A 26,373-nucleotide genomic window follows, 5' to 3' on the forward strand; every position below is an offset into this window, starting at 1 on the left:
ATGGCTGATAAAGCTGGGGTTGTTGTGGCAGGCTTGATCGGATCCGGCTTCATGGGCAAGACGCACGCCCTTGCTCTTGCAAATGTCAACCGCATCTTCGACTTACCGATCAACGTCCAGCTTCATACATTGGCCGACGTGAATGCGGAAACAGCGGCAAGAGCCGCAAAACAGTTGGGATTTGCACATGCCACCGGCGACTGGCGCACACTGATCTCAACCCCGGATATCAATCTCCTCGACATCACAACGCCAAACCGGTTTCACAGGGAAATGGCGCTCGCCGCCATTGAAGCGGGCAAACATGTCTATTGCGAAAAGCCGCTTGCACCCACCGCTGCCGAGTGCCTCGAAATGGCGCTCGCCGCAGAACGGAAAGGTGTCCAGACAGCCGTTGGGTTCAACTATCTGAAAAATCCGATGATAAAACTGGCCAAGGAAATCATCGACAGCGGTGAACTGGGCGAAATTCGCAATTTTCGCGGTATTCATGCGGAAGACTTCATGGCGGACGCTCACATTCCATGGACCTGGCGTCTTGATCCGGCAGGTGGTGGAGGAGCATTAGCCGATATAGGCAGCCATATCATCGCTACAGCCCGCCATCTTGTTGGACCGATAACGGCGGTAATGGGAGACGCCGTCACAATCATCAATGAGCGCCCAGATAGTTTGAACCTTTCGCAGATGAAACCTGTGGAAGTGGACGATGTTTGCCGCGCTTTCGTACGTTTTGAAAACGGGGCGACCGGTACACTCGAAGCAAGCTGGATCACCAGCGGTCGCAAGATGCAGCACGGTTTCGAGATTTCCGGATCGAAAGGCTCCCTGTTCTTTTCGCAGGAACGCTTCAACGAACTCGACCTGTTTCTCTTTTCCGACAAAAAGGGACAACAGGGCTTCCGCAAGATTTTCGCCGGACCTGAACACGAACCCTATGGCGCATTTTGCGTAGCTGGCGGCCATCAGATTGGCTTCAATGATCTCAAGACAATCGAAGTGCGCGACTTCCTGCTTGCCACAATGGGACAGAAGAACAATCACGCCGATTTTCGCGAAGGATATGAAGTCCAGAAGACAGTAGAAATCATCTACGCCTCCTCCCGCGAGCGTCAGTGGAAAAATGTCTAGCCTACACGGGAGGTCGGATGGACGATGAACTCGCCATCCACCGTCATGATTTTCGCACGAATACCGTAGACATCATGCAATAGCTGTGGCGTGAGAACTTTCGTTGGTTCCCCATCCGCAACGATATGTCCCTTGTCGAGCAGAATAAGGCGCGTGCAATGCTGTGCCGCAAGGCTCAACTCATGCAATGAGGCGACGACAGTCCTGCCCTCTTTTGCAAGTTCAGCGAAGCTTTCCATCAGCCCAAGCTGATGAGAAGGGTCGAGCCCGGCCACCGGCTCATCGGCGAGTATTACAGGCGTATCCTGCGCCAGAACGCGTGCGATCAGCACGCGCGCCCGCTCTCCACCGGAAAGCTCGATCGCCGACCTTTCCCGAAATCGCGTAACCTCCATGCGCTGCATTGCAGTCTCGATGAGCATTCTATCCTGCGCACTCAGGCTCGCAAATACCGGCTTCAGCGCGGAGCGGCCCAGCGAAACAAGCATTTCGACCGATACCGGCCACGCAACATCGCGATCCTGCGGCAGATATGCAAGATTCTGCGCTTTCGTCGAAGCACTCGTCTGCCGCAAATCATCCCCGTCGAGGGAAATTTCCCCTCTGGATACGACAAGTCCAAGAATGGCGCGTAACAATGTCGTCTTCCCGGCACCATTGGGTCCGATCAGTCCGATGAATTCACCGCCATGAATATTGAAACTTGCGTCGCTGAGTGCTGCCTTCCCGCCGAGCGAAACGGAAAGATTTTTTACCGAAAGCGAAGTCATACGAGCTGCCTCCGATATTTGAATACAAGCCACAGAAAGAATGGTGCGCCAATGATTGCCGTCAGAACGCCCAGTTTCAGTTCACGACCCGGCATGACGACACGCACCAATACGTCAGCCGCCAACAACAGGGCGGCCCCGCCAAAACCGCTTGCAACCAGCAATCGCGATGGACGCGCACCGACAAGCGGACGCAGAAGATGAGGAACGACCAGCCCTACGAAACCGATGGCACCGGCAACAGCGGTGGAAGCACCCACGCAGGCAGCTGTACCCAGCACGGCAAAAAGCTGCACACGAGCCAGATTGACGCCCATCGTTGCCGCAGCATCGGCCCCCAGTGTCAGACTGTCGAGTGATCGCCCGAGTGCCAGGAGCATCGCCCAGCCAATAAGGATAAATGGTGCGGCGAGAGCCACATGCGTCATCGATCTGTCGGCCAGCGAACCGAGCATCCAGAAGACGATTTCCATTGCGGCAAACGGGTTGGGCGACAGGTTGAGCGCCAGCGCCGTCAATGCACCAGCAAGACTGGTTACCGCGACACCGGCCAATATGACCGCAAGCGTACCGGCATTGCGCCCCGCCAGAAGCTTGACGAGAAACACCGACACAAAGGCACCTACCAGCGCGAGGAGCGGCAAAGCCAGCGGAAACAGAAGCGACAGGCCGCTATAAATAGCAATAACAGCGCCGAATGACGCGGATGCGCTCACGCCAAGAAGGCCGGGTTCCGCGAGCGGGTTGCGCAGATATCCTTGCAAGGCAGCGCCGGACAATCCAAGCGAGGCCCCGATAAGGAGCGCGAGCAGTGCGCGAGGCAGGCGAATTTCGCGCATGACCAGCACGATCATTTCGCTATCATCACCGAAAAGCGCCTTGAGGCTGTCAGGGATACTGATCGCAGCCGGCCCGGTCAGCAGCGAGACGATGAAGAGCAAAACCACAAGCATGGCCAGCCCGACGAGCAGAAGATAGAAGCGGCTACGTTCAGTCACGCGCCGCCTCCGCAAGTTCCGCTACGGCTTCAACGCTGAATGGACCACCGCAAACCGTCAGATTATCCGCTATCGTCACCGCTCTCGCCTGCTTTTCAAGCGCCCGCAACGCCGGATGTTCGAAATTCTCGAAAGCCAGCGCAGGCGCACGATCTCTTGAACTACGCACCAGAATATCCGGCTTCTCGAGCACCAGCTTTTCCAGCGGCAGCAGAGCTGAACCGCTGACCCCCGCCTTGTCGGCCAGATTATCAAGTCCGGCAAGACGCACAGCCTCATCCACCAGTGTTCCCCGACCTGACGTGTAACTGTTGGCATAATAAAGCGCGACCGTCTTGCGGCGAACCGGAAGCTGGATTGCCGCCAAAGCAGTTTTCATTCTATCGATTTCCCGACTGGCTTCCGCCTGTCTTCCGAGTAACTCACCCATACGATGCAGATGGTCTTCTATATCGCCGAACGAGTGTGCTGGCGCGAACTCTTCCACACGAACACCGAGCCTGCGCAATAGCCCAACCGTTGCCCTCGACGAGAATGTGCCCGCCAGCACAAGATCAGGTTTCATCAGAAAGACTTCTTCTGCCTGCGCATGGTTGACCGGAAACTCCCGGGCTTTTGCTGCCATGACGGACAATTCCGGGTCCTGCGACAAGTACGAAACCGACTGCAACTGGCCCTTATTGGCCAGCAGCAATGCCAGCTGATCGGTGCATACGTTGATGGAAACGACGTGATGGGGAATGTCCCCCGCGTCTGCCGAATTTCGAACGAATAAGGCCAGCCCCGCCGCGAGGCAGAAGCTGGTGATCCATTTTGCGGCTGTCCTTTTCATTCTCTGTTCAGCCTCAGAAATTCCGGGTCAATCCGAGATTGATCGTGCGTCCCGGTGCAATATAGCCAGAGGTGGTCTGATAGTCCTTGTCAAAAATATTCTCGACCGAGAACTTCAACTGCGACTGCATGTCGATGGAATAGAGCACCACGAAATCAGCCGTCACATAATCTCCGAGTTTCTTGCTATTTGCAGCATCTGCATAACGCGAACCGCTATAAATCAGCCTTGCAGTCAGATCGAGCTTTTCAATCGGCGTGAAATTGACCTCTGCCGCCCCCTTGAAACGTTCGCGATAGGGAAGGTCGTTTCCGGTGTCTTCATCGATTGGCCGTTTGAAGTCCACTATGCCTTTGACACCCCACTGATCGTTGAAGCGATGATCGAGCGTCGCTTCAAACCCGGTTATGTGAGCCCGATCAACGTTTATGGGCAACCAGAAATGTGTTTGCTCATCCTCTCGCCAACTGATGCCCTGCTTTAACCGGGTGTCGTAGAAAGCCATATCCAGAGTAGTGCCAGCACCGATCCGCCAATTCAAACCGAGTTCATATGAACCCGATTTTTCGGGTTTCAGATCAGGGTTTCCCGACATCGGATAATAAAGATCATTAAACGTCGGCGCGCGGAAACCTGTCGCATAGGAAGACCTCAGCACCAGATCGGGCAAAATTTCATAGCTCGCGCCAAGGTTATAAGTGGCAACGTCGCCAAATTGACTGTTATGGTCGTAACGAACGCCACCATCAACGCGCAACGCCTCATATTCCAGCGAATACTGACCAAATACTGCAGCCAGATCACGACTGGTTTCATCGTAAGCAACGGTGGTGTTGATCTCCTCACGATAGGCTTCCACACCACCAGTCACGGTATGATTGACGTTGCCGGTATCAAAACTCCTCTCCGTCGACGCAAAGACCCCATAACGCTTGGTTTCAAACCGGTCCGAACCGCTCACGCCTTTCCGGAAGTTGCGGCTGTTGTCGATACCGGTGCTGAATTCCAGCGTGGATGACCAGTCCGCCGTATGATCGATGCGCGTTCCGATCTTGCCCGTAAATGCGGTACTATCGGCCTCATCCGGTGACGGTGCCTTGGCATCATATTGATTGCGCCCTCGGCTAAGGAGACCATCCGTATAAATTTTACCCCTATCGAAATCCTTCGACAGGGAAAAATTGAAAGAGCCTTGCAGAAATCCGTCGCGATCCGGCTCATGGCCATAGGCATCCGATGTGGTGAAGTCATATCCTTGCGTGCCGGTTATGGCTGCACCGAAAGCATAGTCGATACCATCATTACTCCGCCCCTGAATGGACCCGGACGCATACCCACCCCATGGGTGGCTGACACCGGTAGAAAGACTGCCGCACCAAGGGCGTTCACCACAGGCTCCACCCTGCTTCGTGATGATGTTGACCGCCCCACCCATGGCATCAGCGCCATATTGCGCAGAATGAGCCCCCTTGGCGATTTCGATGCGCTCGATAGAGGTTAGAGGAATATTGGAAAGCGCGGTCGAGCCACTCGTTGCCGACGCGGTGCGCACGCCATTGACCAGAACAACTGTTTGATCAGAAGACATTCCGCGAATAAAAACTCCGGCGGAAGAACCCTGCCCGCCATTCGTCTTTATGGAGATACCGCTATAGGACTTCAGCAGCGACTGCAGATCAGGAGCAGCCGACCGTTCGATATCTGCTGAATCGATAACAGTCACAGACGAGGTCGAGCGCTGCAGCGAAGATGCGCGGCGCAATGGCGTGACCACAATTGTATCGAGGACGACGCTGCCGTCGCCATCTGGCAGATTTTGAGCAAGCGTCGTGGACGGCAGCGCAAGAACGCTGGCCGATACGAGTAGAACCGATGATTTTAAAAGGCACATTTTCCCTCAACCCGCCGAACCGGAGACCGATACCGGCTTTTTCTCGCACCGCAGGTTGAAGTGATGGTGGCATTAAAGGCCCTTCTTCCCGACGGCAACATTTCAACAATGTCACCGCCACGGACAGCCGCGCCTGGACACACCCCGTATCCATGCATGGGTGACCGGATACGGCAGGTCTCCTGACTTCCGGGTCGTCGCTTTCCCTCCGCCTTCCCGAGTGCATCAATTGCTCTCAGTGGCTTTCACCGCTTGCGCGGCTGTGGAGGACAGCTCTCCGGTTACAGTTGCGGGGGCAGTCGCGGCATCAGCCAAATAAGCTTCACCGTGTTCCCTTTTCATCCGCCTGAACGGCGGAACCGTTTCCTGAGAATTGCGATAGCAATATGGTTAAGGATTCGCAACTCCGCTAAAGCGCCCTCCGGCGCAGAAAACTGAATCACATTCGCAAGGAATGGATTCAGCCATCTGTTTTCAAAGAATTTTCCTATCGCAGGAATGCACGAAAACGCTGGAGCGCAAAATAAAACAATACCGAGCCGATAATGATCAGTGCCAGAAATTGCGGCCAGACGACACCTAGCCCTGCTCCGCGAAACAGGATCGATTGCGCTAATATGACGAAATGCGTATTCGGCGCTGCCAGCATGATGGTCTGGATGATTTCAGGCATGCTTTCGCGGGGTGTCGTTCCCCCTGAAAGTACCTGCAAAGGCAAAAGCACCAGCATCAGCAACATACCAAACTGCGGCATGGAGCCAGCCGATGTCGCCAGAAAGATACCGAGACTGGTGGTTGCGAAAAGCTGGAGCGCCGCACCAACCAGAAAAAGCAACACCGACCCATAGATCGGTACGGCAAGTAGGCCTTGGACTACAAAAACCAACGCAAAAGCCGAAGCGACCAGCACAACCAACCCCATCGACCATATCTTGCTGACCATGATTTCAACCGGCGTGACGGGCATCACCAATAGATGTTCGATGGTTCCATGTTCGCGTTCCCGAATGAGCGCCGCGCCCGTCAGGATAATCGACAGCATCGTAACCGATGAAATCACATTGTTGATCGCACCGAACCAACCCTTGTTCAAATCCTGATTGAATCTCGCCCTGAGATTGAGTTCAACCGGCGTTTGTGCGCTACCGCGATAGCGGTTGAGGAATTCGCTTACCTCGCTCGACACAATCGACTGCACATAACCGCCCCCGGTAAAGGCTTGGCTCATTCGGGTTGCATCGACATTGAGTTGGATTGTTGGTGAGCGGCCTGCCAGAAGATCACGCTGGAAATTCGGCGGTATGTTCAGTGCAAATGTATCCAGCCCCTCATCCATCCGGGCATCCATCTCATAGGATGAAATCAACTTCGGAGGCACGAAATATGGCGGATAGAATGCCGTCGTTATCCGGCTCGAAACCGGCGACTGGTCTTCATCTACGATTGCTATCGCCGCATTGTTGAGAGTCTCAGGCATCGCCTTAGAGGCTGTATAGATCGCAAGCGTGAAAGCGTAGACGATGAGGATCATCAGCATCGGGTCACGTGCAAGGCCACGCAGTTCCTTCACGCCAAGCTGGAATATGTTGGATATCCGCATCTTAGCTCGCCTGTTTCTTGAGAAGAACGATGGCGAGCACCATGAGTACCGGCACCGCTATCAATAGGGGTAGAAACGAACTTGCTAGATCGGCAAATCCTAACGCCTTCGAGAAAACCCCGCGCGAAATGGTCACAAAATAGGTCGCCGGATAGATTTTACCGATGAACGCTCCTGCACCTTGCAGCGACGATACGGGATCAATAATACCAGAATATTGTACAGCCGGAATGAGTGTCAGAAGCGCCGTTCCGAAAATCGCTGCGATCTGGCTGTTCATGAAAGTGGACAGCACCAACCCCATGCCGGTCGCAATCGTCACATAGAGCAGCGCCGCCAGCGCATAAGTCGGAAAGCTCCCCGTGAACGGCACCTGGAAAATAAACACCGCAAAGGCAGTCAGCATCAGGAAATTGAGAAACGCCAGCCCGATATAGGGTAACTGCTTGCCGAACAGAAACTCAAATTTCGTCACGGGCGTCACGTAGAAATTGATAATCGAGCCCAATTCCTTTTCCCGAACGACACTCAGTACTGCCAGCATTGCAGGGATCATGAGAAGCAGCAGCGGAATGACCGCCGGCACCATTGCCACGAGGCTTTGTACATCTGGGTTATAACGGTAGCGTATCTCCAGATTGAAACTGCCGACCGTGGCAGCGCTACCATAAAGCTCGCGGGCTTTCTGCGCCAGCCAGTTGGCATGCATCCCCTGAACATAGCCTTTAACTGTCTCAGCACGAGACGGCATCGCGCCGTCAATCCACGCAGCTACTTCCACGGGGCGTCCGCGCATTACATCTGCGCCGAAATTCGGTGGAATTTCAATAGCAAGACTGATTTCACCGTCACGCATCCGTCGATCAAGATCATCGTAATCTGTTAAGGCAGGTTGCTCAGAGAAATAGCGCGAACCCGCAATCTGCTGGGTGTAATCACGGCTGATCGTCGTATCGTCACGATCAAGCACCGCAAACTTTAGATTTTCGACATCCAGATTAATTCCGTAACCGATAACGAACATCAGGATGACGCTACCGAGAATGGCAAGCGTTGCACGGATCGGATCACGTTTCAGTTCCAATGCCTCACGCCGCGTATAAGCCAGCATGCGCCGCAGGTCGGGCAACCAGCTTGAAGCCTTCTTTGGATGTGTTTCCCCTGCCTCCGTCGCCTGTTCTGGAAGAATTGCAGGTAATGGGGCTGACTGTTCTGTTTCGCCGATGGCATCCTGAAGATATGCAACGAAGGCTTCTTCCAACGTCTTGGCGTGGCGACTTTCGGTAATCGCCTTCGGTGTGTCGCTGATCAGAACTTTACCAGCGTGCATCAGCGAAATCCGGTCGCAAAGTTCGGCTTCATTCATGAAATGAGTAGAAACGAAGATCGTCACATTGTCTTTGCGCGACAGATTGGCGAGGATTTGCCAGAAAGCATCACGAGCCACCGGGTCCACACCAGATGTCGGCTCATCAAGAATGAGAATATCGGGCGAATGGATCAAGGCCACAGCGAGCGACAGGCGCTGACGAATGCCCAGCGGCATGGCATCAGGCAACACGTCCATGACACCAGCTAGGTCGAGACGCTCGGTCAGTTCCTTGATGCGCTGTTCGGTCAATACCGGCTCCATACCGAAAAGCTTGGCATGAAGTTCGAGATTTTGACGAACGGTCAGTTCCGAATAGAGCGAGAATGCCTGAGTCATGTAGCCGACACGGCGACGTATATCGATATCCTTGGGATCGACTTCGCGCCCGAACAGTTTCGCCGTCCCCTCGCTGGCTGGTAACAGCCCAGTCAAAACCTTCATTGTCGTGGTTTTGCCGCAACCGTTCGACCCCAAAAACCCGAAGATTTCACCACGCGGAATTCGAAAACTCACATCGTTCACCGCAGTAAAGCTGCCGAAGCGAACGGTGACATGTTCTGCTTCAATCGCGATTTCTGCATCCGCACCGAAATCGCGGCGAGGAATTTCGATATCCTGATGGCCTTTCCGCAATTCTTCTGGCAGGAGCGCGATGAAAGCTGCATCGAGATTTGGAGTGTTGGTGCGCTCCAGCAATTCCTGCGGTGTACCCGTCGCCAGAATCTGCCCATCATTCATGGCAATCAGCCAGTCGAAGCCCTGCGCTTCTTCCATATAGGCCGTGGCGACGATGACGCTCATTCCGGGGCGGTCCTTCCGGATATCATTGATCATTTCCCAGAACTGGCGCCGGGATAGAGGGTCAACGCCGGTCGTCGGCTCATCAAGTATAAGCAGGTCAGGATCATGAATGAGCGAGCAACAGAGACTGGTCTTCTGCTTCATACCGCCTGATAGTTTGCCAGCCGGGCGATCCGCGAAAGCCGACATGCCCGTGCGGCCTAAAAGATCGGCGATGCGACGTTCACGCTCTTTTCGATCATGTCCGAACAGCCGTCCGAAAAAGTCGATATTCTCGAACACCGAAAGCGTGGGATAGAGGTTCTTTCCAAGTCCTTGCGGCATATAGGCGATACGGGGATAGGCGGACTGAAGATGACGCTTATCCGAAATATCACCACCAAGAACCTCGACGCGGCCCTGCTGTATAGTCCGCGCTCCGGCGACCAACGATAACAGACTTGATTTTCCAACCCCGTCAGGTCCGATCAGGCCGACCATACGGCCGGCGGGAATATCAAGATTAACATCGCGCAGGGCGCGTGTTTTCCCGTAGGTCAGCCCTACACCTTGCGCTTGGACGACAAAGCTGTTGTCATTGGCGCCAGCTTTGACCGGAACATCGTTCATTTCACGGTTTCCGCGAGATTCTTCGGCCACTCAGCATTAGGATCAAGCTTGACATAGGCCATACCCGGCAATCCGGTTTTCACCTGCTTTATGTATTTCTCAAGCAGTTCTTGTGGAACCTTCGCTTTGACGCGGAACACGAGTTTCTGGCGTTCCTCCTCCGTTTCCACGGTCTTTGGCGTAAATTGCGCCACATCTGCCACAAAGCTGATTTTGGCGGGAATAACATATTGCGGTGCCGCATCAAGGACGATGCGTGCATCGGCACCTATGGCAACACGGCCAGCCTGCGCTGTAGGTAGGAAAAAGGTCATATAGACATCGCTGAGATCAACGAGATTGAGGACTCGCCCACCAGCAGACAGCACCTCGCCTGGTTGGGCCACACGATACTGGACCCGGCCCGGCTTCGGCGCTACCAGCGTAGCATCACGAATATCAGCTTCAACACTCGCAATCGCAGCCTTCGCAGCCTCAACAGACGCTTCAGCGTCAACGACCTGCGCTTTGGCGGCACTAATGGCCGCTTCCGTCGCAGCCAGTTGCGCCTTAGCCGCCCCAACAGCAGCTTCAGCACCCTCCGCAGTCGCGCGATCATCGTCGAGAACCTGTTGCGAGACTGTGCGCGTTTCTACCAGTTGCTGCGAGCGAGTGAAACGGCGTTGCGCTGCATTAAACTGTGCTTCACGCTGGGCCACAGTCGCCTCGGCGGCTGTCTGTTCCGCTTGCCGCTGTTTGACCAGACTGTTCGCAGTTTCAATACTTATTTGCGCCCGGCGCAATTGCGCCTCAGCCTGCTTGCGCTGGCTTTCCAGTTGATCCGTATCCATGCGAGCGAGGATGTCATTTGCCTGCACGAAATCGCCCTCATCCGCGAGGATTTCGCGAATGCGCCCTGGACTCTTTGTCGAAATATCGATTTCAACCGCCTCGATGCGACCGTTGCCCTTGGCGATGCCTTCCGGCAACCCGTCGCCGTTCAGCGTTTTCCAGGCATAATATCCGCCTGTGGCAAGGACGATAATCGCGCCAGCCAATATCCATTGTTTACGGTTGAAAGCCATAACGAAACACCCTCATTGCCATCGTCTTCACAACACCGCCTTCAAATGAAGCACCGGCGGGCGGTCGCTGTCTGCAAGGATTTTCATTGTCCCCACCGCCCCGCCTCTGACATCAGCCAGAACCTTCTCGGGAGGATATGGAACTACCTTCTCATTTAGCAACCGGCGAATTGGGGGAAACGATCCAGAATCGCAAACGCCCGGTTAAGCTTGCTCTAATCGCAATCGCAACTGCCAGCCTTGATTAGGATCAAGAACTGCTAAAAGGTTCCCATTCTTATAGAAATTGGACGCGGGTGCTGGTTTGATGAAACAGAGGGGAGCAACGCCGACAGCACCCGCTGGCTGTCGACAGACGACGTTACGGAAAGATCGCGCTCATGCGCTCGACAGATTGATTTAGCCGGGGTGCCATTCGAGTAGGGCCTCGGCACCCCGGGTCACCGACTCTGGTGGAAACCGGCAACGATTGTTGGTTAGCACCCGCTCAAACGAAGCTCTTTGATTTCAATCAAACAAACGACAATTCAGCAATCCATCGTCATTTTTTGCTGTCAGTTTTTCGCGGCCGGCATTTGACCCACGTCTTCTTCAGATAGTTCGACACACCTTTGAGCTTCGGATCGGAGAGGAAACCCTGGCGAAAGAGAATGCTCCCTTTCACTTCCGGCAAAGATTCATTGAATTCTAGCTGGCGTTTAATTTCGGTCACGCCCTCACCCGCCTGCCAGGTGGGTTCAAGTGTGGTTCCGGAACCGGCACGATAAAGTGCCAAGCCAATATAGAGATCGGTCTTCGTCCCGCGAACCGTATCTGCCCACCATTTCGCAATCGTTCCGTAAGCCACATCCTTGCGGCCAAAGGACCAGTAAATCTGCGGCGCGATATAGTCGATTATGCCTTCTTTCACCCATCGCCGCGTGTCGGCAAAATCTCCGTCATAGTTGGTTTTTCCGGCACGGGTTGCAGAACCGCGCGGATCGTCCGCAGCATTGCGCCAAACGCCGCTCGGGCTGATGCCGAAACGGACATTTGGTTTGATGGCCTTTATCCTGTCCGAAATTTCGCGCACCAGCGTATGAGTATTGTAGCGACGCCATTCGTATTTGCTCGAAAAGCGTGTGCCAAACTGTGCATATGATTTGTCGTCATTGAGTTTCGATGATGCTGTTTCGTAGTAGAAATAATCATCGAACTGAATGCCATCGACATCATATTTCTGCACGACCTCTGCCGTCACATTCGTCACCCATTCGCGAACCGCAGGAATACCGGGATCAAGGACATAACGGTCGGCTGAAACAGCGACCCAATCGGGATGTGACTTGAAAACACTGACTGGCGACTCGTTTGACGAATTCCGCAATTCCTTGCGGGTAGACGGCTTCGTATCCATCGAAACACGATAGGGATTAAGCCATGCATGCAGCTCTATGCCGCGTTTGTGCGCTTCCTGAATTGCAAATTTGAGCGGATCAAAGCCTGGATCTTTACCCAAAGTTCCAGTCAGATAGGACGACCACGGCAAATAGGATGACTGATAAAATGCATCGGCAGCCGGTGAAACCTGAAAGATGACGGCATTGATACCATGCTCGGATGCTTCATCGAAAAGCCTGATCAATTCTTGCTTCTGGCGATTTATTCGTTCGCCATCGTCCTCGATGCGGGACGAACTGCGCGACGGCCAATCGAGATTGAGAACTGTCGCTATCCAGCTGGCATGAAATGCGTCGCAGTCCAGGGGCATGAAATCGTTCCGTCTAAACAACTTGTCAGGCAAGGGGTTTGATATGGCTCTTTAACGCATTAGCTTAAAGATACAAAAACAACAGCGAGGGCAACATGTACAAGAATATTCTCGTGACGACCGATGGGTCAGAGTTTGCAGAACGCGGGCTCGTCCACGCATTTAAACTGGCGCGGACAGTCGGCGCGAAGGTAACAGTATTGACTGTGACCGCTCCCTATTCCGTTTCCGGGCTTCCGGGTGGCTGGACTGATAGCCCTGCTTTCATCGAGCGCTTCGAACAGGAATGGAACGAATATGCCGATAAATCCCTCGCCCGCGCCCGGGAGCTGGCGGCTGAAGCTGAAATCGAGGTCCATACGTTGCATGAGGTTGCCCCGCATCCGGCGACATCCATCATCGAGACAGCCAAGGAACTGCGCAACGATCTTATCGTCATGGCTTCCCACGGTCGTCGTGGATTAAAAGGAATGCTTCTCGGCAGTCAGACTTATGAAGTACTGACTCGCGGCAACACACCGGTTCTGGTGGTAAAATAAAGGTGAGCGCAACGAATAGCCCACGTCTTTCGTGATTGACGGAATGGGTTTCCGGCTGGCAGTCAAAACTTTTGCTTTGCCCGCTTCGGCATAAAATAGGTTCGGATATTGACGAGTGCTTCAGCGACGTCAGCGGCATCCTGGCGGGTGGCTTTGCGTTTTGTCTCGCCGAGCTTGCGAATTGGCGCAATGATATCGCCGGTGACGGCATGACCGCGAAGAACCGGCTGCCAAAGTCTCGGCGCGTATCCTGTTGCCAGCAAAAAGCAGAGGTCCCAATCGAACGGATCAAAGGTTTGATCATCGATCCTGGTGAACCTGGGCCGGTAGTCTTTCGGGGTTTCAGAGAGGCTCCCCGAGATACGGTTATATTCCGCAACGATCGTCTGCACGGCCCGATGTTCGGTTGTTTCCATCGGCAGGTTCAGGGCGTCCGGGCCAGTCAGTTCCGGGATCCATTTGCGTGGGTCGATGAACTTTGGGCCAATGATCAGAGCCGTAAGATAACCATCGAGACCGCTCATTGACCAGATTGGCGATGCCGGACGGCGTCCCCTGATAAAGGCTTCGAACGCCGCGTCATCAAGCTTCGGTCGATCCGTCGTCCCCTGGCTGTTGTGCATCATGCCGCCCGTCGCTCCTGCTGCGTCATCGCTTCACGCTCAGCCTTCCAGGCCCACGGCAGGAGACTTTCCATTTCGTTGGCTTTCACTTTGCCGGAGATGATGCGCTCCAGCACATCGGCAAGCCAGACCTCGGGGTCCACACCATTCAGTTTACAGGTGTTGACGAGCGATGCGAGGACAGCGAAAGTCTTTCCACCCCGCTCGTTGCCCACGAACAGCGAATTCTTCCTCGTCAGGGCCACGGATTTCATTGAACGCTCGACCACATTGGAATCGATCTCGACCCGGCCATCATCAAGGCAGGCTGTCAACCCGCTCCAATGGTTGAGCGTGTAGCTGACGGCCTTGCCAAGCGCCGATTTCGCCGACACCTCGTCGCGCAGTTCGGTGAGGTGGACTTTCAGCTCTCTCATGACTGGAGCAGCCTCGCGACGTCTCACGACGAGCCGGGTATCGGCGCTTTCGCCGCGCAGTTTTGCTTCGACCCGATAGACTTCCGCAATCCTGGCAAGGATCGACAAAGCCTCCGAAGAACCCGTCAGCTTGACGACATCGACGAACTTGCGCCGCGCATGAGCAAGGCAGAAGGCCAGCCGCATGGGTGCGACATTGCTCTTGCCCCGACGTTTGACCATGGTTTTATAGGCTTGGTATCCATCGACTTGAAGCACGCCGGTAAACGACGACAATTGCCCCTCGATCTCGCGGGCGCTGCGGCTTTCGGCAAAGATATAGGCCACGGCCGGCGGTGCCGGACCATTCCAGGGACGGTCGTCAACCGCCTGCGCCCATAACTGGCAGACCTTGGTTCGTTTGCGCCCCGGCTCGAGCCGCGGCAACGGCGTCTCGTCACAGAACACTCTCGGCTGCGAGCGGATAAAGGCGGTAAGCGCGTCATAGAGAAGCTCCAGCCACCAGGCGACCCGCATCACCCAGGCGCCAAGCGTACCGCGATCGATGATGACACCGCAGGAGGCCAGCATTTGCGCCTGTCGATTGAGCGGGAGATGCCAGGCAAACTTCGAAACAGCGACATGCGCGGCAAACGCCGTGGTCACCATGCCACCGTCCATCACGCGCGCCGGTGCAGGTGCTTGCACGATGGCACTCTCACAGGCCCGGCATGCATAGCGCGGCCGGATCGTCCGTTTGACCCGGACAACAGCAGGTACGATGTCGAGCGCCTCGCTGACGTCCGTGCCGATGCAATGCAGTTCGAACGAACAGCAGGGGCAAATCTTGCTCTCCGGCTCAATGATCTCTTCATAGCGCGGAAGATGCTTGGGCAAGCGGCCGATATTGCGGGCAGACGATCGCCGTGCCTGTGTTTTGTCTTCACCGGCCGGTGCGGCATCGTCATTGGCTGCAACGGGAATATCGCTTAGATCGCCCAGGTCGAGCGTTGCCTGGGCTGGATCGATGATCGTCATCTTCTCCGATTTCGTCCCGAAGAGCTGGCGCTCAAGGAAGGCAATACGCGCTTTGAGATCGGCATTCTCTTCGTCGAGTAAGAGAATGATCCGGGTCAATTGCGCAGCATCCTGGGGCAAGGGATCGGGTCGAAGCAGCATGACCGACCCTATCATATTAGCCTGAATCTTCAAGCAAAACCAATAGGATCAGCCTACTTTTGAGGGTCGTCTCACCGCGTTTCGCTTGACCCGCGTCCAGTCAATGCCAGCTAGCAAAAGCGAGAACTCCTGGGCACTCATCTGCATCGCACCATCGCGGATCGGGGGCCAAACAAACTTTCCGCTCTCCAACCACTTTGTCGCCAGGATCATGCCTGACCCATCCCAGTAAATGCAGCGAAGTCGATCCAGACGCTTGGCGCGGAAAACGAACACGTCGCCACAATAGGGATCGGCCGCGAGCGCTGACGCCACCAAAGCCACAAGGCCATTCATGCCGCGCCGGAAGTCGACCGGTTGCGTAGCCACCATGATCTTCACGCCACTCGGCGAAACTCCGATCACCGGCGACCTCGCAAGGCCGCCACCATCGCTTGCGCCAGTTCAGGTGCTACCGGGCCGATAACCGTCATGCGCGCGCCAGCAATCTCGATCTCAATTCGACCCGCGGCAAAGTGGGCGACATCTGACGGCGAGCCTGGAGCCGGCGTTCGATCGCCAACTACCGTCACCGGCACGAACATCGCCTGCTGCGCACTGGACCTCGCAGATCGTTGAGAGGTCAGCCCAGCGTCCCGGCGCCAGACGTTCAGCAAGCCGCGATTGACGCCCCAGCGCCGGGCAACGGCCGAGATGTTAACATCAGGTTCCGCGCTTTCCGCAAGGATCCGCGCCTTCTCCTCGTCAGTCCAATTCCGCCGCTGCCGCCGGCCGGTAATCACCTCGATCCGACGATACTTTCCCTCATGCCTGGCTTCATCCATGTCTTCAAGCATGGCATCAGCGCGATCTCCAATCATCCCGGTCCGCTCCTATCAATGAAGGAGCTTATCTCGCGGCATCATTCACAAAAGAAAAGGTGGGATGTTCGTCGCGCTCACAAATAAAGCACTATCGAAAAGGCCCGAAATATCGGGCCTTCTTCGCTGTCAGCCAGTCTGGTGACCTGTTGCACTGTCGATATCGATACGGAAGAAGACCGGATCAAGTTTGCGTTCTTTCCCGTCTTTCGCAATCGTCTTTATGTATGCTGGCTCCCACCACGTCGGTTCCGACGCCATAAGTGCGACGATCGAGTTCTTCTCGTCCTCACGTTCGATCTCCCGATAGCGACCGTTCAATACAACGGTACGCCAATTGGTCCGGGATTCGATATGATCGAAAAGAATGCAAACCGCATCGTTCTTACGCAGAGCTTCGGTCTTCTGCCCATCGGTAGTAAAGGAATAGAGTGAACCACCGCTGAACCGGAAACTGAGTGGTATAATAAACGGACGATTATCGAGAACATAAGCCAGCCGCCCTAGATGGGTATGCTGTATCATGTCCCGTATATCGTATTCCGACATTTCCCTGATCATCATAGCTCGCCTCGCAGTTTGCTTATCTATCAATAAACTAACATAGGGCAGCGTTGCGGCTTTGACCGTAATCAAAACACAAGCAGGGCTAATTTATCAAACGAACAAACGCCCTTCTGCGATCTTGACCGCCGTGCCTCCAATCCGAGCTCCTGTGAGCTGTTGCTTGGCAACGTCCAGTTCGAGACGAATCCGCGAGGACCGCCCCATCTCCATTCCCTGCTCGATCCACCATTGTGAACTACCGTCAACAGGCTTGTCGTTCTTCTGGATCATGCCTGCAAAGGCTGCAGCAGCCGAACCCGTAGCTGGATCTTCATAGACATTGGCACCGGTCACAAACATACGCGCATGGAAATTGCTGTCGAACAAAATCGTTTCGCGGCAATAAACGTAAATTGGTAGAGGTCGGCCATCGACGTGCGGCAAGCTTTCGTTGACATATACCGGGTCGATAGACACTTTCGCTGCGGCAATCAGGTTATGAACCGGCACGAGCAGATAGGGCGTACCGGCGCTCCAAACGGCAGGTACATGGTTCTCAAATCCGATCTCATGTGTGCCGAGACCGATCGCGGCAGCGGCCTCCTCTTTCTCGACCTTGACGTCAACTCTCTCAGGCAGGCGGGGCAGATCGAATTCGGCAAAGGCGCTATTCTCGCCAAGTATCACGCCACAGCGAACGATACCGACCTTCTCTTCCAGAGCCACCAGCCTATCGGTCTCATCACCCGTTTTGCGACTGCGAGCGAGCGACACAGCAGCGCCAACTGTCGGATGCCCGGCAAAGGGAAGTTCGTAGTCGGGCGTGAAGATGCGAACAGCCGCTTCATGCGCAGGATTGCTCGGCGGAAAAATGAACACCGTTTCGGAAAGATTAAACTCGCGCGCTATGGCCTGCATACGCGTATCGTTCAAACCTTCGCTATCATGGACGACAGCCAGCGGATTTCCAGCCAGAGCCTTGTCGGCGAAAACGTCGAAAACCTCATAGAATCTGCCGGAAACGGCGGCGTCACTCATCCTTCATTCTCCCCTCGACCTGCTTGCAAAACCGACTGTAAGGCCGATTTCACTCCAATGTCTCATGCTTCGCATTAATTGCGAGCATAGCCAATTTCGCGTCGCTGTCATCTGCAAGTCCGACCAAGTTTTAGAGATTGTTGAAATGCCAGTCGGCAAATGCTCGCACATAAGATGGTGTGGCCTCTCCCATGACGCCCGCTGCCTTCACCGTTATGATCTCTGATAGTTCCGGCTCCTCCTCTGCAGACAGGTGTTGCTCAATCCGCAATACTAGTTCCTTTGACGGCACATCGAAATAATAACGACGGAAAAGCGCAATACTGCGGTTTCCGGTCACAAGATTGACCTGTTGCTCTGCACGCGCATCAAGAAGATCAAGACCCGTTTCCTCGCGAACCTCCCGTAGCCGATTGGCGTCATAATCGACATATCCGTCGACAATGTCATTATCATCCACTGAGCCTGCCGGAAAATAGACCCTTCCCGCACCCGCATTTTGTGCGCTCATACGCCCGGCAATTAGATGTCCGTCGCTCGAGACAATCACGCCGACGCCGAAAATATGCCACGGACGTTCCTGCGACTCGTCATGCCGCCAATGCATCAGCGTCGCAAAGCTCGTGCGCTTGAAACCGGCCTGAAAAGCACTACCCGTTAATTCGGCTTGTGGTGCCAGATAAAACTCGCCGTCGAACAAAGTTGGATTCGCGACCTGCTCACGTGTCCAGTTTGACGCGATCGCGTCGCTGTTTTCCACGGCATATAGCAAAGGACCGGACAGCACCCGAACATCGGCACTACCGATAATGTGGACAGTGTTTTCCCGTACCTGCTTCATCACTCAAACCATATTCAGGGTTACGGCTACCGGACAATGATCGCTCGCCTTTGGGCGATCCCATCCGGTTCGGGGATAACGATCGACCTGTTGGTCAGGCGGAAAGATTGTGCGCCAGGGCTGACCGCGCCGGATTATATTCGGAACCGCCTTCTCATTCTTCTCGGCGAATGATGGAGAAGCCATGATGTAATCGAGCTGGCAAAGATGACGCTCTTGTGGACCACGCGTGTGATAAAGCGTCCAGCGGTCCATAACAGGGCGACGCTCGACCAGATTGATCGCGAAGCCATCCCCTAAAAGCACGTCGAGCGCGCTTTCTTCTTCAACTATCGGCGTGAATTGATAGCCATTCCATTCGTCACCACCAATAATGATCCGCTCACGGTAATCATTGAAATCACCGCAGATCAGCCAGCGGCGATTTGCAACATTAGACGGTCCGAATTTATCCTCGACGATACGGCGAATGGCCCGCGCTTCTGCGCGTCGTACCGGCAGAGACGCTGTCCGTCCGTCAAATCCGTTGCGCGCACCCGTCATCGACTTCAGATGAGTCACAAAAAGCGATATGGGCTTACCTGCAATGCGAATATCCACATTCAGGCAATCCCGCTTGAAAATACGGTCATGGGGTTCAAGCCCGAGTTCGCCAAGGACAGGTTCATAAAGACCGAAATCATTATAAGTTACGTAGGCATAGCTCGAGACTTCATCGACCTCGATAGGCTGTCCATCCCGTGTCGTGTCGCGCATCATAACGGCAACATCAATGCCACGACTGTCATTGCCATCTATGAGATATTTATGCCGGAAGCCATGGCCTATCATCTTGAAAAGATAGCCATATTCAAAGGCATTGAGCGCAGCGAGATTATCCACTTCCTGCAGGCAAAGAATATCAGCCCTTGTTTCGGCAATAGCGAGCGCCGTCATCTGGCGCGTATCATCCGCGTGCGCCACAGCACGCGCTTGCTCGAGAAGGCGATACTGCGCCTCATCGTTGATTTCGAACAATTGCAAGGTGCGATCCTGATGCAATTCATTGCGAAAACCGGAAAAATCGAACCGGCGCATCAGATTTTCGACATTGAAAGTAGCTATGGTAAACATGTCTTCGCAATCTCTCTGCTTGCCGTGCGATTGGCAAGAGGATGATTTCCGAAACCAATAAATTTCTGCCGAAGCAGTGACTTGGATATAGAATATACCCATATATCGGGAGAACGTTGATAGAAGCGAGCCGAAACGATGCGAAAAACTCTGTGCCTGACGATACTGACAGGACTGTTCGTTGCGGGCATTGCAAGTGCGGGTTCAGCCGTCGAACTGCGTAACAGCCAGTATCTTCCCTCGTTGAAACCGAGCGGTCCATTGATTATCGGCGGTCAGGCAGGCGCCAATCGGACAGATCCGAGCGCTCGCAACTGCTACGGTTCAACACTTTGCCGGGAAAGTGGGACTTATATTACTGAACACGGCGTATTGAACTACAAGAACGGCGATGCTCTGCAATATCGACGCACGATGCAACCGCCAACCGCCGGTGCGCGGCCAAGCAGCAATCATATTCAGTGGTGTTCAAACCGCTATCGCAGCTATCGGACATCCGACAATACGTTCCAGCCATTGGCCGGTCCGAGAACAGGCTGCAATTCGCCATTCCAGTAAGAAAAGAGCCGGGTCAAAACCCGGCTTTTTTATTTCCACCAACTCAGGCAGCAGCGGATTTCGTATGAGTCCGTATCAAACGGCCAAGACGCTTGATGCCTTCATCAATCATCTCATCATTGGCGCATGAATAGCTGAGGCGCAGCGTATTGGCACCAGTCCCATCGGCAAAGAATGCCCTACCGGGGACGAACGCCACTTTTTCACTATCGATAGATGCAGCCAGTAGCGCGGCACCATCCATACCTTCAGGCAGCGTAACCCAGATGAACATGCCACCTTCGGGCTTCGTCCAACTTGTGGTCTCCGGCATATATTTCGCCAGCGCTTCGAGCATCTTGTCGCGGCGGTGCTTATAAACCTTGTGAAGCTTCGCCACCTGAACGCCAAAGCCGTTGCTCGCAACGCGCTGAATGGCGATCTGGTTGATCGTGGACGAATGAAGGTCCGCAGCCTGCTTCATCAGAACAAGCTTGCGAATAACCGGCTTCGACGCACCCACATAGCCAACGCGTAAACCCGGAGCCAGCGTCTTTGAGAACGAACCACAATAGATGGTGCGGGTTTTCTCGATGTCACCACCGTTTCGAGCAATGTCGAGCGCCAGGATCGGCGAGATCGCATCACCATTGTAGCGAAGATACTGATAGGCCGCATCTTCGATCACCGGAATGTCGAGTTCATCCGCCTGAGCGAGCAGTTTCTCGCGACCGGCAAGATCGACCGTTTCACCGGTCGGGTTACTGAAATCGGCAGACAGATAAGCAAACTTCACCTGACCGCCAGCTTTCTTGGCAGCTTCAACGTAGGATGCTGGGGTACGATTGCCGTTGATTGCCAGCGTATCGTAGTTCGGCTCATAAGCGTTGAAAGCCTGCAGCGCGCCGAGATAGGTCGGCGCGGTCACAAGTGCTGTGTCGGCAGGCGACAAAAACAGCTTGCCCAGATAATCGAGAGCCTGCTGCGAACCCGACGTGATAAACACATTGTCTTCCGTGCAGGGAATGCCGATCTTGGCAAGCTCACCCACCAGCCAGGTGCGCAGAGGCTTGTAGCCTTCCGAAACAGAATATTGCAGCGCGGCATTGGCTTCAGGGCCAGTAAGAATATCCTTATAGGCTGCCTGGAATTCTTCGTGCGGGAAAAGAGCCGGATCAGGAATTCCACCCGCAAACGAAATAATATCTGGACGTTCCAGAAGCTTCAGCAGTTCGCGGATTTCCGATGCGCGCATACGTTTCGAGCGCGTTGCAAATACATTTTCCCAGTCCAACACGGGAAATCTCCTCAATTAGACTATCCGTACATTTTACGGAACTTGTAATAGCTAAGTCTCCTCAAAACTTGGCTATTGGATGTGAAGCTCTAGCGCACTTTTCAGCAGACGAGAACAGCTTTTCCCATGCTTCTATGGAATAAAGATATTCGGAATTGTTTTGGCCTTCAAAGTGCACGAAACGAAAAAACTGGCGCAGAATTTGGGTTATTTTCGTTCGCCATATACTCACGATCACCCCTGTTACAACGAACCATGTATGAAGGGGCGCCAAGAAACGCCCCCTCTTTTCATGTTTCATCAAATTCCGAAATCAGATGATATTCCGGCTCTGGCGTTTGCATCATTTGCAGACAACCAGAGCCTGAATCACGCTGTTTTTAGTTGCGCGCCTTGTCGACGAGCTTGTTTGCTGCGATCCACGGCATCATGCCGCGGAGCTTTTCGCCGACTTCTTCGATCTGGTGGCTGTCGTTGTTGCGACGGATGCCCTTGAAGCGCGCGGCACCTGCACGATATTCCTGCATCCAATCGGAAGTGAACTTGCCGGTCTGAATGTCCTTCAGAACGCGCTTCATTTCTTCCTTGGTTTCAGCAGTGATGATGCGCGGACCGGTGACATATTCGCCCCACTCTGCAGTGTTCGAGATCGAGTAGTTCATGTTGGCGATGCCGCCTTCGTAAATCAGGTCCACGATCAGCTTCATTTCGTGCAGGCACTCGAAGTAAGCCATTTCCGGCGCATAGCCAGCTTCAACCAGAACTTCAAAACCGGTGCGGATCAGTTCGACCACGCCGCCGCAAAGAACAGCCTGCTCACCGAACAGGTCGGTTTCGCACTCTTCCTTGAAGGTGGTTTCGATGACGCCCGAACGACCGCCGCCAACGCCCGAAGCGTAGGAGAGAGCCAGATCGTGAGCATTGCCCGAGGCGTCGTGATGAATGGCGATGAGGCAAGGAACGCCGCCGCCCTTCTGGTATTCGCCGCGAACCGTATGGCCTGGGCCCTTCGGTGCGATCATGACGACGTCAATCGACTTCTTCGGTTCGATGAGGCCGAAATGCACATTGAGACCGTGGGCGAAAGCGATTGCCGCGCCATCACGAAGATTGTCGTGAATGTGTTCCTTGTAGATGTCAGCCTGCAACTCGTCAGGGGTTGCCATCATCATGAGATCGGCCCACTTGGCGGCATCGGCGACGTTCATCACTTCAAAGCCATCAGCCTGTGCCTTCTTCGCGGTTGCAGAACCTTCACGAAGGGCAACACGCACGTTGGCGGCACCGGAATCCTTGAGGTTCAGCGCATGGGCGCGGCCCTGGCTGCCATAACCGACGATAACCACCTTCTTCGACTTGATCAGGTTAACGTCTGCATCCCGATCGTAGTAAACGCGCATTTCCTTATTCCCTTCGTTCAGATTGTTCTTCGGCTTTCTTGCGGCCACCGATGTGATTAGGCCCCATAAAGGGCAAAAAACTGCTTGGTGGCGCGCCGGGCGTCCCGGATGACCACGTCGTCAGTCAGTTCCAGATGGTCGCCAAGCAGCAACCGTATTTGCATGTCCCGGACGACAAGCCCGAAAAACGTGCGAAATGCCTCATCGATATCGTCGAAGGCCAGCAAACGTGCCTCCTGCCCCATATGGAGAATGGGTTTGAGGCGCTTGGCCATAGCCACTGGGCCGTTAGCCAGGACGATATCACCCAATGTCGATTTGCCAGACGCTGCATGGCTGACCGCCAGCCGATTCAGTGCAATCGATGTTTTTCCCGATAGCACCAGCAGCCAGTCGCGTGCAAAATGCTCCAGGCTCGAGAAAAGAGATTCCGCATCCAGCTTCTCGCGGGTCAGCGGCACCACGCGGACCTTCGATGCTTGCCAGCGAACCATCGCCGTCAGCAGGCCATCGCGATCGCCAAACCATTTGTAGAGGCTTTCTTTCGAGCAGTTGGCGGCACGTGCAATGCTTGCCGTCGTCAAAGCGCGATCCCCGCCTTCCACTAGAAGACGCAACGCCTGCTCCAGAACGTCGTTCTGACGCGGCGAGAGAGCCTGCTGCTTTTGAGCCTGCAATTCGTCGCTGGTATCAGTCACGGGTCTTTTCCTCCACCTTGTACCGTACGGTACGGTTCCCAATTCATAATTATTGTTTCGTCAGCGGTCAAGCATGTTTTCTAAAATTGCAGCTGCCTAATACGGGAATATTTTCCATCGACATCAAATGCAAAAAGCGCCTTCCCGAAACCGGGAAAGCGCCCTTTAAAACTATCGATTCAGATGGATTTACAGATTCACCTGCGTTCCAATTTCCACCACACGACCGGTTGGAATCTGGAAATATTCTGTCGCGTCAGACGCGGTTCGAGCGAGCAGAATAAACAGCTTGTCCTGCCAGAGCGGCAAGCCGGAATGGGCCGATGCCTTGAGCGATCGACGCGACAGGAAGAACGACGTCGTCATGATGTCGAATTTCCAGCCAAGCTTGCGGCATATGCCAAGCGCGCGCGGAATATTCGGCTGCTGCATATAGCCGAAAGTGAGCGTCACCTGCATGAAACGCTCGTTATACTGGGATACGCGCGCGCGATCAGCACTGGAAACCCATGGTCTCGACGCGGTCACGACCGTCAATATGACATTGTTTTCGTGCAGAACCTTGTAGTGTTTCAGGCTGTGCATGAGCGCGGTCGGAGCGCTTTTGGGATCGCCTGTCAGAAAAACGGCAGTACCCGGCACAATGGTCGGCGGGCGTTTGGTCATCTGCTGGACGATAAGATCAAGCGGAACTTCAGCCTTGCGAGTCTTGTGAAAGAGATGCCGCGTTCCGCGAACCCAGGTCCACATGATGAGAACGAGCACGACGGCAATACCGATCGAAGCCCAGCCGCCCTCATGAACCTTGATGATATTCGCACTGAAGAACATGATATCGATGATAAGGAAGCCGAGAATAATCGGCAGGGCGCGGCTCACGCGCCAGTTCCAGATACGGGTCATCACGATATAAAGAAGCACCGTGGTGACGAGCATGTTGCCAGTGACGGCAATGCCATAGGCTGCAGCCAGATTGCTGGACTTCTCAAATCCGAGCACCAGAATGACCACTGCCAATCCCAACAACAGATTGACCCGCGGAATATAAATCTGGCCATGCAGTTTTTCCGAAGTGTGCTGAATTTCAAGGCGCGGCAGAATGTTGAGCTGAACAGCCTGACGCGCCACCGAATAGGCACCTGTAATCACTGCCTGGCTGGCAATCACGGTTGCCGCCGTTGCCAGCAGAACCATCGGCCAAAGCGCGAAACTCGGCATCATCTGGAAGAACGGCAATGCTGCGGCTTCACCATGCGAGAGGATGAATGCGGCTTGCCCGAAATAATTAAGCAGCAGGCATGGGAACACGACCCACAACCATGCACGTACGATCGGTTTGCGTCCGAAATGCCCCAGATCGGCGTAAAGAGCTTCAGCGCCGGTCATCGCAAGGAACACGGCACCAACCGTAATGAACGCCACACCAGGACTGACCGTCAGAAAGCGCACCGCATAATAGGGATTGAGCGCCACCATAACCGTGGGATCATCGAAAATATGCCATAAACCCGACGCACCCAGCGCCAGAAACCACAATGCCATGATCGGCCCGAAGACGATGGCGACCTTTCCCGTGCCCAGTTTTTGCACTGAAAACAGCGTCACCAGAATAACGACTGTTATAGGCACCACGAATGGCGTTAAGTCTGGAGCGACGATCTCAAGACCTTCCATTGCCGAGAGAACCGAGATTGCGGGCGTAATGACTGCGTCACCAAAAAACAACGCGGCACCGCAGATACCGACACCCAGGATCAGGTCAGGTCTGCCTTTCAGTGCGCCTCTGACGAGAGCCATCAGCGAAAGAATACCGCCCTCGCCGTTATTGTCCGCACGCAAAACGAACAGCACGTATTTGATAGTTACAACAAGCGTCAGTGCCCAGAAGATCAGCGAAACAACACCCAAAATGTCGCTACGGGCGAGAATACCGTCACTCGCCGCCGCATGGAGGGCTTCACGAAAGGCATAGATAGGGCTCGTGCCGATGTCACCATAAACGACGCCCAGCGCGCCAAGCACCAGCGTCTTCATACTCTCGTTGTGCTGCTCGGCATCTTCAGCAAATGCGACGCTCTCTGGAACGCCAACAGCAGGCATAGCGGCCTCTGTCGGCGTGTCATTGCCATTTAGATCGCCGCTCATGTGCAGGCACCTCGCAACTTCCTGAAACGGTTCTGGCTGGAGTTACTGGGGATAGAATTGGAATAATGAGTGTATTCGCAAAAAGTTGCGAATTGCAGCATAGCTGCCGCACCTTTGCCCAAATCAGTTTTAATCATGGACATTGCGTCGATTGAGCGTAGCAATCTGCCCGAATGCAACAGATATTGAATTGCCTCGGCGCGGAAAGCGGACGTCGGAAAACTGCTTCAATGCGTCCCTCATACGATCCTGCGCGCCCCCAACGCGTATAATTAGTGGCGGACGCCTAAAGCTTGTCTCGCCCGAATGCAAATGCACTTTTTGCACAGCTCCAATCTGAGCCA

23 protein-coding genes and 1 riboswitch are annotated in these 26,373 nt (G+C 54.4%); of the genes, 3 read left to right on the top strand and 20 right to left on the bottom strand.

Features of this window, described 5'->3' with window-relative positions:
• Entirely contained in the window at positions 1–1,131 is a 1,131-nt protein-coding gene (locus MKS82_RS15320; protein WP_109989099.1) for a Gfo/Idh/MocA family protein, read from the top strand.
• Here the strand turns inward: MKS82_RS15320 and MKS82_RS15325 are convergent.
• The 8 genes from MKS82_RS15325 to MKS82_RS15360 form a co-directional block, all read right to left on the bottom strand.
• Entirely contained in the window at positions 1,128–1,901 is a 774-nt protein-coding gene (locus MKS82_RS15325; RefSeq protein ID WP_109989098.1) for an ABC transporter ATP-binding protein, read from the bottom strand. The genes MKS82_RS15320 and MKS82_RS15325 overlap by 4 nt on opposite strands.
• Positions 1,898–2,899 (bottom strand): FecCD family ABC transporter permease, encoded by a 1,002-nt coding sequence (locus MKS82_RS15330; RefSeq protein ID WP_109989097.1) that lies wholly within the window; start codon positions 2,897–2,899, stop codon positions 1,898–1,900. Before MKS82_RS15330 ends, MKS82_RS15325 begins: the two co-directional genes overlap by 4 nt.
• The gene (locus MKS82_RS15335; protein WP_109989096.1) at positions 2,892–3,731 is read right to left on the bottom strand and encodes an ABC transporter substrate-binding protein; all 840 of its coding nucleotides are present in this window, start codon (positions 3,729–3,731) and stop codon (positions 2,892–2,894) included. Before MKS82_RS15335 ends, MKS82_RS15330 begins: the two co-directional genes overlap by 8 nt.
• A 13-nt stretch (positions 3,732–3,744) precedes the next feature.
• On the bottom strand, positions 3,745–5,622 hold the full coding sequence (locus MKS82_RS15340) for a TonB-dependent receptor domain-containing protein (RefSeq protein ID WP_109989095.1): 1,878 nt from the start codon (positions 5,620–5,622) through the stop codon (positions 3,745–3,747).
• A gap of 155 nt (positions 5,623–5,777) precedes the next feature.
• A riboswitch (cobalamin riboswitch) is annotated at positions 5,778–6,001 on the bottom strand.
• 108 nt (positions 6,002–6,109) lie between these two features.
• Positions 6,110–7,222: an ABC transporter permease gene (locus MKS82_RS15345; protein ID WP_109989094.1), complete on the bottom strand. Its 1,113-nt coding sequence runs from the start codon at positions 7,220–7,222 to the stop codon at positions 6,110–6,112.
• Position 7,223: 1 nt separating this feature from the next.
• The gene (rbbA, locus tag MKS82_RS15350) at positions 7,224–10,004 is read right to left on the bottom strand and encodes a ribosome-associated ATPase/putative transporter RbbA (RefSeq protein ID WP_109989093.1); all 2,781 of its coding nucleotides are present in this window, start codon (positions 10,002–10,004) and stop codon (positions 7,224–7,226) included.
• The gene (locus MKS82_RS15355; protein WP_109989092.1) at positions 10,001–11,068 is read right to left on the bottom strand and encodes an HlyD family secretion protein; all 1,068 of its coding nucleotides are present in this window, start codon (positions 11,066–11,068) and stop codon (positions 10,001–10,003) included. The genes rbbA and MKS82_RS15355 overlap by 4 nt, the downstream gene beginning before the upstream one ends.
• 541 nt (positions 11,069–11,609) lie before the next feature.
• Positions 11,610–12,818 carry a glycoside hydrolase family 10 protein gene (locus MKS82_RS15360; protein WP_109989091.1) on the bottom strand — a complete coding sequence of 403 codons (1,209 nt, stop codon included), beginning with the start codon at positions 12,816–12,818 and terminating at the stop codon, positions 11,610–11,612.
• Between the two features lie 95 nt (positions 12,819–12,913).
• Here MKS82_RS15360 and MKS82_RS15365 point away from each other — a divergent pair, with 95 nt between their 5' ends.
• Positions 12,914–13,357, top strand: a complete 444-nt coding sequence (locus tag MKS82_RS15365; protein WP_109989090.1) for a universal stress protein — start codon at positions 12,914–12,916, stop codon at positions 13,355–13,357.
• Between the two features lie 62 nt (positions 13,358–13,419).
• Here MKS82_RS15365 and MKS82_RS15370 read toward each other — a convergent pair whose 3' ends face one another.
• The 8 genes from MKS82_RS15370 to MKS82_RS15405 form a co-directional block, all read right to left on the bottom strand.
• Entirely contained in the window at positions 13,420–13,983 is a 564-nt protein-coding gene (locus tag MKS82_RS15370) for a UPF0149 family protein (RefSeq protein ID WP_105528924.1), read from the bottom strand.
• Positions 13,980–15,554: an IS66 family transposase gene (gene tnpC, locus MKS82_RS15375; protein ID WP_240578979.1), complete on the bottom strand. Its 1,575-nt coding sequence runs from the start codon at positions 15,552–15,554 to the stop codon at positions 13,980–13,982. Before tnpC ends, MKS82_RS15370 begins: the two co-directional genes overlap by 4 nt.
• Before the next feature lie 48 nt (positions 15,555–15,602).
• On the bottom strand, positions 15,603–15,959 hold the full coding sequence (gene tnpB, locus MKS82_RS15380) for an IS66 family insertion sequence element accessory protein TnpB (protein ID WP_105528926.1): 357 nt from the start codon (positions 15,957–15,959) through the stop codon (positions 15,603–15,605).
• Positions 15,956–16,414, bottom strand: coding sequence for an IS66-like element accessory protein TnpA (tnpA, locus tag MKS82_RS15385; protein ID WP_168436537.1), 459 nt, complete (start codon positions 16,412–16,414; stop codon positions 15,956–15,958). Before tnpA ends, tnpB begins: the two co-directional genes overlap by 4 nt.
• A 129-nt stretch (positions 16,415–16,543) precedes the next feature.
• On the bottom strand, positions 16,544–16,978 hold the full coding sequence (locus MKS82_RS15390) for a pyridoxamine 5'-phosphate oxidase family protein (protein ID WP_240578980.1): 435 nt from the start codon (positions 16,976–16,978) through the stop codon (positions 16,544–16,546).
• Between the two features lie 93 nt (positions 16,979–17,071).
• Entirely contained in the window at positions 17,072–17,998 is a 927-nt protein-coding gene (locus MKS82_RS15395) for a PhzF family phenazine biosynthesis protein (protein WP_109989088.1), read from the bottom strand.
• A 130-nt stretch (positions 17,999–18,128) separates the two neighbouring features.
• Positions 18,129–18,839, bottom strand: a complete 711-nt coding sequence (locus tag MKS82_RS15400) for an NUDIX domain-containing protein (protein ID WP_109989087.1) — start codon at positions 18,837–18,839, stop codon at positions 18,129–18,131.
• A 3-nt stretch (positions 18,840–18,842) separates the two neighbouring features.
• Positions 18,843–19,952, bottom strand: a complete 1,110-nt coding sequence (locus MKS82_RS15405) for an endonuclease/exonuclease/phosphatase family protein (protein ID WP_109989086.1) — start codon at positions 19,950–19,952, stop codon at positions 18,843–18,845.
• Positions 19,953–20,090: 138 nt separating this feature from the next.
• On the opposite strand from MKS82_RS15405, the gene MKS82_RS15410 reads away from it, so the two are divergent.
• On the top strand, positions 20,091–20,510 hold the full coding sequence (locus MKS82_RS15410) for a BA14K family protein (RefSeq protein ID WP_109989085.1): 420 nt from the start codon (positions 20,091–20,093) through the stop codon (positions 20,508–20,510).
• A gap of 43 nt (positions 20,511–20,553) precedes the next feature.
• On the opposite strand, the gene MKS82_RS15415 is transcribed toward MKS82_RS15410, so the two are convergent.
• The 4 genes from MKS82_RS15415 to MKS82_RS15430 form a co-directional block, all read right to left on the bottom strand.
• A complete protein-coding gene (locus MKS82_RS15415; protein ID WP_109989084.1) occupies positions 20,554–21,786 on the bottom strand; it encodes an aminotransferase-like domain-containing protein in 1,233 nt (410 codons plus the stop codon).
• A 380-nt stretch (positions 21,787–22,166) separates the two neighbouring features.
• Positions 22,167–23,186, bottom strand: coding sequence for a ketol-acid reductoisomerase (gene ilvC / locus MKS82_RS15420; protein WP_061346051.1), 1,020 nt, complete (start codon positions 23,184–23,186; stop codon positions 22,167–22,169).
• A gap of 56 nt (positions 23,187–23,242) precedes the next feature.
• Positions 23,243–23,884: a TetR/AcrR family transcriptional regulator gene (locus MKS82_RS15425; RefSeq protein ID WP_109989083.1), complete on the bottom strand. Its 642-nt coding sequence runs from the start codon at positions 23,882–23,884 to the stop codon at positions 23,243–23,245.
• Between the two features lie 189 nt (positions 23,885–24,073).
• A complete protein-coding gene (locus tag MKS82_RS15430; protein WP_109989082.1) occupies positions 24,074–26,029 on the bottom strand; it encodes a potassium transporter Kup in 1,956 nt (651 codons plus the stop codon).
• Positions 26,030–26,373: the final 344 nt, after the last annotated feature.

The sequence above is a fragment of the Ochrobactrum sp. A-1 genome (assembly GCF_022488005.1).
Taxonomy (GTDB): domain Bacteria; phylum Pseudomonadota; class Alphaproteobacteria; order Rhizobiales; family Rhizobiaceae; genus Brucella.